General features: G+C 66.7%; 5 protein-coding genes and 1 pseudogene. All 6 read left to right on the plus strand.

Annotated elements, in window-relative coordinates; genetic code table 11:
• A partial coding sequence (locus AC1DO7_RS36260; RefSeq protein WP_477117225.1) for a TolC family protein occupies positions 1 to 712 on the plus strand: 712 nt, incomplete at its 5' end.
• Positions 713 to 956: 244 nt separating this feature from the next.
• Positions 957 to 3,515: an FHA domain-containing protein gene (locus AC1DO7_RS36265; RefSeq protein ID WP_477117226.1), complete on the plus strand. Its 2,559-nt coding sequence runs from the start codon at positions 957 to 959 to the stop codon at positions 3,513 to 3,515.
• Positions 3,484 to 4,866, plus strand: coding sequence for a beta-barrel domain-containing protein (locus tag AC1DO7_RS36270; RefSeq protein WP_477117227.1), 1,383 nt, complete (start codon positions 3,484 to 3,486; stop codon positions 4,864 to 4,866). The genes AC1DO7_RS36265 and AC1DO7_RS36270 overlap by 32 nt, the downstream gene beginning before the upstream one ends.
• Before the next feature lie 117 nt (positions 4,867 to 4,983).
• Positions 4,984 to 5,736 carry a peptidylprolyl isomerase gene (locus AC1DO7_RS36275; RefSeq protein ID WP_441624089.1) on the plus strand — a complete coding sequence of 251 codons (753 nt, stop codon included), beginning with the start codon at positions 4,984 to 4,986 and terminating at the stop codon, positions 5,734 to 5,736.
• An 18-nt stretch (positions 5,737 to 5,754) separates the two neighbouring features.
• Complete coding sequence (locus AC1DO7_RS36280; protein ID WP_477117228.1) at positions 5,755 to 8,814, plus strand: ABC transporter transmembrane domain-containing protein; 3,060 nt, start codon at positions 5,755 to 5,757, stop codon at positions 8,812 to 8,814.
• Between the two features lie 101 nt (positions 8,815 to 8,915).
• Positions 8,916 to 9,084, plus strand: a pseudogene (locus tag AC1DO7_RS36285) (sigma-54-dependent Fis family transcriptional regulator); the annotation flags it as partial.

Genomic DNA, 9,084 nt, shown 5'->3' on the forward strand with positions numbered 1-9,084 from the left:
GGGCACGCTCGTGGGTGTGCCGGCGGGCGTGTTCAAGGTGGCGCCCGGGCGCCTGCAGGAGCGCGTGCAGTTGCCCGCCGTGCCGGCCGGGTTGCCTTCGCAGTTACTCTCGCGCCGCCCGGACATCATCGCGGCGGAGTACCGCGTGCTCGAGTCGTATAACCTGGTTGGCCAGGCGCGGCTGGCGCAGCTGCCCACGCTCAGCCTGACCGCGCGCGGCGGCACCTCCAGTTTCGCGCTGTCAGACCTGCTCAAGTCCTTCACTTTCGGCTTCATGCCGAGCATCAACCTGCCGATGCTGGACCCCGGCGTGCGCGCCCGCGTAAAGACCTCGGAAGCGCAGACCAAGGTGGCCGAGAGCGAATATGGCCGCACCGTGATCACCGCCTTCGAGGAAGTGGAGAATGCGCTGGTCAATGTCGACGCCCACAAGAAGCAGCGCGTGGAACTGCAGCAGCAGGTGGCGCAGTTACGCGTGGTTTCGGCGCAGATCGAGGCGCAGCTCAAGGAAGGCGTGGTGTCCCAGCTCGATGTCTTCGAGACCGAGCGCTCGCTGCTGAGCGCGCAGCTCGAGTTGTTGGCGAATCACCAACAAATCCTGGCCGATACTGTCACCCTCTACAAGGCACTTGGCGGAGGGTGGCCGAGCGTTGCGGTGGCCAATGCGGGGAAGGACGACCCGCAGCAGGTGTCGAAGCAGGATGCGAAATAGCCGCGCCGGCCGGTAGTCGTGCGTTTGACTACCTGCAAGCGTGGCCTACTATGTCCTTAGTCAGCACGTTCCCGGCGCAGCGTGTCTTTCGGGTTTGCCGCGCCGCCATGGAAAATGGCTTGCCGCCGGCGCATGCGCATGGCCCAAGCGCTGTTGGTGGTAGCGAAACATGGCTCCAGACGAAGCTCTGATTGACGAGACGCGGGCGAAGGTGGGGCAGGGGTTCGCACAAGTGCTTGCGCCTATGCTCGATATCGTCCTCGTGCCCGTCACGCATCCCGCCCTTGGCGAGATCCGCATCGAGGAGAGCCTGTTTGCCGTGGGGCGTGCCGAAGCGCCTTTCGCCACCTATCCCGCCGATGTCGTGACCGTGCTCTCGCGCCGGCACGCGCGCATCTTCTCCGAAGACGGCGTGGCCTATATCGCGGACCTCGGCAGCAAGAACGGCACGGCGATCAACGGCGTGGCGGTGGCGCAGCAGCCGGCGCGCCTGCGCGACGGCGACGAACTGCGATTTGGCGCGGCGCTGGCCTATCGCGTGCATCTGCGGCCGCGCGCGCCGGTGCCGGCGGCGGAATACCCGCCGGTCGTGCTTACGCTGACGCCCGAGCGCGGCGATCTTGGCCTGCAGCCGATCGAAATCGCCGGCTTTCCCTTCCTCGTCAGCAAGGCCGACGAGACCTTCGCGCGCTACCGGGACGTCTATCCGCACCAGGTGAATTATGTCTCGCGGCGACACGCGCACATTTTCCTCAAGGGCGGGCAACCCTGCATCGAAGACCTGGGCAGCACCAACGGTACCTTCGTCAACGGCACGCGCGTGGAGGAACATGCGCTCGCGCTGAGCGAAAACGACCTGGTGGCCCTCGGCGGCAATCATTTCGTCTATCGCGTCGGCATACGGACCGAGCCGGTCGCGGATGCGACCATCACCAGCTCGGGCCTGCCGGCGGCACCGCCGGAAGTCAGTGCAAGCCCGCCAGCGGGCGCCGTGGCCGCGCCCGCGCCGGTGCCGGTGCCATCGCCCGCGGCGGCGCCGGTACCTGCACCGGCACCCCAGGCAGCCGCGCCGGCGCAGGATCCCGACAAGACCACGTTCGTGGCGGCGCCGGGCTCCTTCCTCGATATCTTCTGCGTCGACTACGCCGCGCAGCAGGAAGACGAGGTCAACCAGGAGGCCATGCCGCAGCCGAAAGACGGCGAGACCGATGACAAGCCGCAGGCACAGGGCAAGTACGGCCTCATCATGGCCCGGCTGGGCGGCAGTTTCGGCGCCGGCGAGCGCGCGCGCCTCAGGCGCGCGGCGCGCTGGGGCGCGGCCGTGGTCGTGGCCGTGGTCGCCGTGCTGCTGGTGTTGTACTTTCGCGGCGCGCCCGAGCGCGAGATGAAGGCGCTGATGGCCAGCGGCGACTACGCGCGCGCAGCCACGGTGGCGGATGCGTATCTCGCGAAGCACGCGGACAACGCACAGTTTCAGGTGATGGGCACCGAGGCGCTGCTGCGCGCCTACGTGCCCGCATGGATGGGCAAGCTGAGCGCGCGCGATTTCGGCGGCGCGGATGCGGCCCTGGCGCAAATGAAGACGCTCGGCGCGCACAACGCCGACGCGCGCCCGCTGGTGGATGAGCTGGCGTGGATGGGGCGCCTCAACCGTTTCGTCGCCGGCAGGGGCGGCGTGGATGCGCCGATCCGCATCTATGCCGACGAAGCCGGCATCCGTGAGCTGCTGCAGCACTGGAGCGCGGACGTTCCGGCGCACCAGCGCGCGCTCGATCGCATCGCCGCCTACGTGCCGGCGTTCAAGGATCCCTACGCGGACGCGCTGAGCAATGTGCGCAAGCTGCAGAGCGACGACTCCGTCTACCTCGCCGCCATCGACCGCCTCAACGCAGCGCTGGCCACGGGACTCGCCAGCGACACGCCCCAGGCGCTGGAGGCCGTGCTCGCGGACTATGCGGAGAAGTATCCCCGCCTCGGCGGCCTGGACCGGCTCAAGGAGGACCTGCGGCAGTATCTGGCGCTCGACACGGCCCTGCGCGCGATGACGCTCGGGCCGGTGGTGGCGCAGATGGCCGGCGCCGGCTTTGCCACGCCCCCGTTCCAGGCGCGCTATCGCGAGCTGGCCGCCAGCCGCCTGCCCACGCCCGAGGTGGCACGCCAGTACAGCGAAGCCGACAAGGCCTGGCAAGCGGGCGATACCGCCGGCACCTTCGCGGCCCTGCAGCAGATCAAGAGCGGCCCGTGGGCCGAAGCCGCCGGCAAGGAGCTGGCGCGCCGGCAGGCCGTGGCGGCGCAGTTTGCCGAGGTACGCAAGGAGGATGGCGGCAAGGGTTTCGACGAGCGCCTGCTGACTTTCTACGCGATGCTCGATCCCGCGCAGGATGCATACTTCGTCAAGGCGATCGAGCCTCAAGTGGCCGCCATCCACGACGCCGCCCTGCGGCGCGCCCAGGAACTGATGAACGGTGCGCTGGCCAGCTGGCGCCAGTACCGCCGCGACGGCGCGATCGGCGGCGAGCAGCGGCTCGAGCCGGAGATCTCGGGCAAGTTCCGCACGCAGGCGCGGCTGCTGTCGAGCGCCGGCACGCAGGCTCACCAGGGCATGCGCATCTACGAGCAGCTCAAGGTCAGCGACACCGCCCAATGGAGCCAGGTGCAGCAGGATATTGATTCGGAATCGGAGCTGCAGCGCCGTTCGCTGCAGGAATTGCGCATGGTGCTGRACCCTGCCGTGCTCAAGGCCAAGCTAGCGTTGATCGGAGGAGACGGCGATGAAGGACGACAGCCGCGGCAATCGCCTTAAGCCGCTGCACGAGGCGCTGGAAGACCACAGCGCGGAAGGCATTGCCATTCTCAGTGCCGAGCCGCTGAAGATCATGCAGATATCGGTGATGGTGATGGTGCTGCTGGTGCTGTGCGCACTGGTGTGGTCCTTTGTCGGCCATGCGGACGTGATCGTCACCGCGGACGGCACGCTGGCCCCCGAGTCCGAGGTGCGGCGCTTCTATGCGCCGGTGGACGGCGAACTGGCCGACCTCTACGTGGCCGAGGGGCAGCCCGTGTCCAAGGACGACGTGCTGGCCCGGCTCAATGCGCGCGGCGCGATAGAGGCGGCCACCAATGCGCTGGAGGCGCAGCTCAAGCTGCAGGACTCCGAGCGCGAGTGGAAGCAGTTTCCCGACAGGAAGGTGCTGATGGAGCGCAAGGCGGCCGCGCTCAAGCAGCAGATCGAGGTGGCCGAGCGCCTGCATGAGACCCGCACGGCGGAAGGCACCACGCGCCTGGCGGAGCAGCAGCGCGCGCAGTTGCAGGAAGCACGCAGCAACCTGGACAACGCACGCCGCCAGCGCGAGTTCACGCGCCAGGAGCAGGAGCGGTACGCACGGCTGTTCGCGCTGCCGGGCGGCGGCGGGGTGTCGCAATCTCAGGTGGAGGGAAAGCGCAATGCGGCGGTGGAGGCCGAGAACACGCTGCGCATCGCGCAATCGCGCCTGACGGAACTGGATTCGCGGTTGAGCCAGGAGTTCAACCAGGCCACCGTGAAGCTCGAGGGCAGCAGCCAGGAACTGACCAACCTGCGCATCCAGTATGACGCCGCGCTGCGCGAGATCAGCAATACCGAGGACAAGCTGCGCCTGCAGGTGCAGACCGCGCGCCTGGTGGCCGAGGCGGCGGCGCGCATCCGCTTCGAGAATATCGACAAGGACAACTTCCTGCTGATCCTGGCCCCGGTGGCCGGCGTCATCACCGATGTGAGCTCCACGCAGYGCGGCGACAAGGTCCAGGCCAATGCGCCGCTGGGCGGCATCGCGCCCAAGGACGCGCGCCCGGTGCTGAAGATCGAGATCGCGGAGCGCGACCGCGCCTTCCTGCGCGAAGGCCTGCCGGTCAAGCTCAAGTTCAATGCCTTCCCCTACCAGCGCTACGGGCTGCTCAACGGCACGCTGGAGTACATCTCTCCGGCGACCAAGCTGGTCGGGCAGAACAAGCAGCCCGTGTATGAGGGCCGCATCAGGCTGGCGCAGACGTACTACTCGGTGGCGGACAGCAAGTATCCGTTGCGCTACGGCATGACCGCCACGGCCGAAATCGTGGTGCGCGAGCGGCGCCTGATCGACCTTGGGCTGGATCCGTTCCGGCAGGTGGCCGGCTGAAGGGGAAGGGGCCGGCGTGCGTCTGGCGAGACAGCAGGCAAGGCAGGGCGGCGGGGCAGGCATGAGGGCGTTGGCCGCGGGCGTGCGGCTTGCGGCAACGATCGAGGAGTACAGAACATGACAGCGATTGTGCGGGTCGACGATGAGGTCATCGGCGTCGAGGAGTTCATCCGGGTCCTGAAGCTCACGGGGCAGTTCGAGGGCCTGATCGAGCAGATCGTACGGGACAAGCTGACCGTGCACGCGGCGCGCAAGCAGCGCATCGCCGTCACGCCCGAGGAGATCCAGGAGCGCGCCGACCAGTTCCGCCGCGTGCAGGGCCTGCATCGCGCGACGGAGATGAACCACTACCTGGACGCGCTCAATATCAGCCTGGACGAGTTCGAGGCCTTCGTCACCGAGAGCCTCTACCAGGAAAAGATGATGGCGGAGGTGACCAACGAGCGCGCGGTGGATGCCTACTTCAAGCTGCATTCGCCGAAGTTCGACAGCATCGAGATCAGTCACATCGTGGTGGACGCCGAAGGCAAGGCCAAGGAACTGATCTCCTACCTGCAGGATGACCCCGACAGCTTTGCCGAGATGGCGCGCGAGCATTCCGTGGCGGACACGCGCGAGCACGGCGGGGCGATCGGCAAGGTGCTGCGCGGCTCGCTGAAGACCGATATCGAGGCCAAGGTGTTCAACGCCGCCGTGGGCGACCTGCTCGGGCCATTCCCGTCGGCGGACCGCGCCAATTTCGAGATCTTCATGGTGAGCGCCAAGCATCCGGCCACGCTCGATGCGGAGGTGGCGGCGGAGGTGCGCCGGCTCCTGCGCGAGGACTGGCTCATGGCCAGGGCGCAGGAACACGTGATCGAAGCGCGTTAGCCGGCGGAGCGCGAATCCATGGAAGCCAGCTCCGAACTGCAGCCGCTTGCCGATTTCCTGGCGGGCGTAGAGATACTCTCGCCGTTTTCGCGCGAGGAGCTGGAGCGGCTGGCGGAGCATGCGCAATCGCTGAGCTACGGCTTCGGCGAAACCATCTGCAACGCGGGCGATGCGGCGGGCGGGATATTCGTCGTCAAGTCAGGCTCGGTGCGCGTGTTCAACGAGGACAATGGCAAGGAAGTGAGCCTGGGCGTGCGCAAGGTGCGCGAGGTGTTTGCCGATATCGCCATGCTGCGGGAGTACCGGCATGAGTCCTCGGTGCGCTCGTCGGCCAAGACCGAGTTGCTGTTCATCCCGCGCGGCGTGRCCGAGCCCATGATCGCGCAGAATCCCGCGGCCATGGCGTTCGTCGCCAGCTATGTGGCGATCAGTTCGGCGGGCGGCTTCGTGGCGCGCCTGTTCGACCTGCGCGGCAAGCTCGACAAGGCCGAGCTGGAGGAAGCGGTACGTAGCGTGGGGGTGAAGCGCGTCTCGGCCGGCAAGGAAATCCTGAAGCAGGACGCGCGCGAAGACCGCCGCCTGTACGTGGTGCGGCAGGGCGAGGTGCGCATCGTGCGCACCGAGGACGGCATGGAATATCCGTTGGCCACCTTGCGCCAGGGCGATATCTTCGGCGAGCGCGCCTGCGTGATGCGGCAGGAGCAGATGGCTTCCGCGATCGCGGGCACGGATGCCCGCCTGCTGGTGATCCCGGAAAAGACCGTGCAGCTCATCCTCGAGCGCAACCCCAAGCTGCGCGAGGTGCTGGAGGAGCGCATCCGCTTTGTCGACCGCGAACTGCACCGCCAGAAGAAGCTGGCCGAGCGGCGCAAGCATCCGGTGATGCTGGACCTGGCCTCCAAGCCAGAAATGGGCGAACGGCTGATCCGCCGCTTCGCGCTGGTCGAGCAGGCCGAGGAAATGGATTGCGGCGCCGCCTGCCTGGCGATGATCTGCCGCCACTACGGGATTCCCATGACGCTGGGCAAGCTGCGCGAGCTGGCCAACGTGACCACCCAGGGCGCCACGCTGGACAGCCTGGCGCGCGCGGGGGAATCGCTCGGCTTCACGACGCGCGGCGTGCAGTGCACGCGCGACTCGCTGATGGGCTTCGAGCTGCCGTTCATCGTGCACTGGGAGGGCTACCACTATGTGGTGGTGTATGGCGTGTCCAAGCGCTGGGTGTGGGTAGCCGACCCTGCGCTGGGCTTCCGCAAGATGCGCGTGGAGGAATTCGAGCGCGGGTGGAGCGGCACCTGCCTGCTGTTCACCGCGGGCGAGAGCATGACGCAGCTGGCCGTGGCGCGCTCGCCGTGGCTGCGCTTCATTGGCTACCTTGCGCCGTACAAGCGCATTCTCGTCCATCTGTTCCTCGCGACGTTCGTGATCCAGGTGCTGGGCGTGGTGCCGCCCCTGATCATCCAGAACATCCTCGACGGGGTGGTGGTGCACCAGAACGTGGGCCTGCTGAACCTGCTGATCCTCGGGCTGATCGTCTCCAACGTGTTCTCGCAGCTGATGTCCACCGTGCGCGCCTACCTTGCCAATTTCATGGTGCGCAACATGGACTTCGCCATGATGTCGCACTTCTTCCGGCACACCATGTCGCTGCCGTTCTCGTTCTTCGCCAAGCGCAAGACCGGCGACATCTTTGCCCGCTTCCAGGAGAACCAGACCATCCGCGCCTTCCTGACCGAGTCCACGGTGACGACGGCGCTCAACCTGTTGATGGTGTTCATCTACTTCACCATCATGTTCCTCTACAACGTCAAGATGACGCTGGTGCTGCTGGCCTTCGTGGTGCCCATCGCCGCGCTCACGGTGCTGGCCACGCCCAAGGTAAAGGCCTACGCGCGCGAGGTGTTCACCACCTCGACCGAGGCGCGCTCCTACCTGATGGAGACACTGGGCGGGGTGGAGACGGTCAAGGGCATGGGCATCGAGCGGCCGGTGCGCCTGAAGTGGGAGAAGAAATACGCCAAGGCGCTCGAGCTGCAGTACAAGGCGCAGGCCTTCCACATCCTGGTCGGGCTGGCCAGCCAGCTGCTCAATGCCGCGACCACCATCGCCGTGCTCTGGGTGGGCGCCAACCTGGTGCTGCAGCGGGAGCTGACCATCGGCCAGCTCATCGCGTTCAACGCATTCATGGGCAGCGTGCTGGCGCCGCTGATGGGATTGGTGTCGCTGTGGGGCCAGCTCAATGACGCCGGCGTGGCGATGGAACGGCTGGGCGACGTGCTCGACCTGGACCCGGAGCAGAAGCCGCAGGACCTGCCCTCGCGCGTGATGCTGCCCGATCTGCAGGGGGAGATCAGCCTGGACGGGGTGTTTTTCCGCTATGGCGGCAATGAGACGTCCTATGTGCTGGAGAACATCAGCTTCAGCATCAAGCCCGGCGAGCTGCTGGCCATCGTGGGGCGCAGCGGCTCGGGCAAGACCACGCTGGCCAAGATGCTGGTGGGCTTCTATGTGCCCACCGAGGGCAAGATCACGGTGGACGGCTACGACCTCAGCGTGATCGACAAGGAATACTACCGTGCCCAGATCGGCTATGTGATGCAGAGCAACCTGCTGTTCTCCGGCACCATCGCCGAGAACATCGCTTGCGGCGACGACAGCCCGGACCGGCGCCATATCGAGGAAGTGGCCAAGATGGCCGATGCCCACGCCTTTATCAGCAAGCTGCCGCTGGGCTACGAGCAGGTGGTGGGCGAGCGCGGTATGGGCTTGTCCGGCGGGCAGATCCAGCGCCTGTGCATTGCGCGTGCGCTGTACCACGATCCGCGCCTGCTGGTGTTCGACGAAGCCACCTCGGCGCTGGACACGCAGTCCGAAAGCAATATCCTCGGCAATATGCAGGACATCCTGCGCGGGCGCACAGCCGTGATCATCGCGCACCGGTTGAGCACGATCATGCGCGCGGACAAGATCCTGGTGCTGTACGAAGGCGGCATCGTGGAGCAAGGGCGGCACGAGGAACTGCTGGAGCGCAAGGGCATGTACTACCAGCTGGTGCAGAAGCAGTTGAGTGCGGCCTGAGTGCGGCCTGAGCGTTGTCCGGGGCATGGCCTGATCATCGCGTGGCCATCGCCCGGGCGTCATTGCGGTGGGAACAGCCAAGGGGAGCGAGGGGGCGCGAGATGAAGTTGTTCAACCAGGGCGGCCGTGTCGGCAGCACCATCTCTTATGCCGGACTGATCGARAAGATAGAGATCCTGCGCTCCACGCTGCGCTGGGCCTCCAAGCTCGAGCGCGCGGAGATCGAGAAGCTGCTCAAGCAGGCCACCACGCTGCGCGACGAAGTGATGC

This window comes from Cupriavidus sp. 05N40 (genome assembly GCF_056397305.1).

Bases quoted from the DNA above. Each gene is read 5' to 3' on its own strand.
- AC1DO7_RS36275 (WP_441624089.1), top strand. From the start codon at position 4,984: ATGACAGCGATTGTGCGGGTCGACGATGAGGTCATCGGCGTCGAGGAG.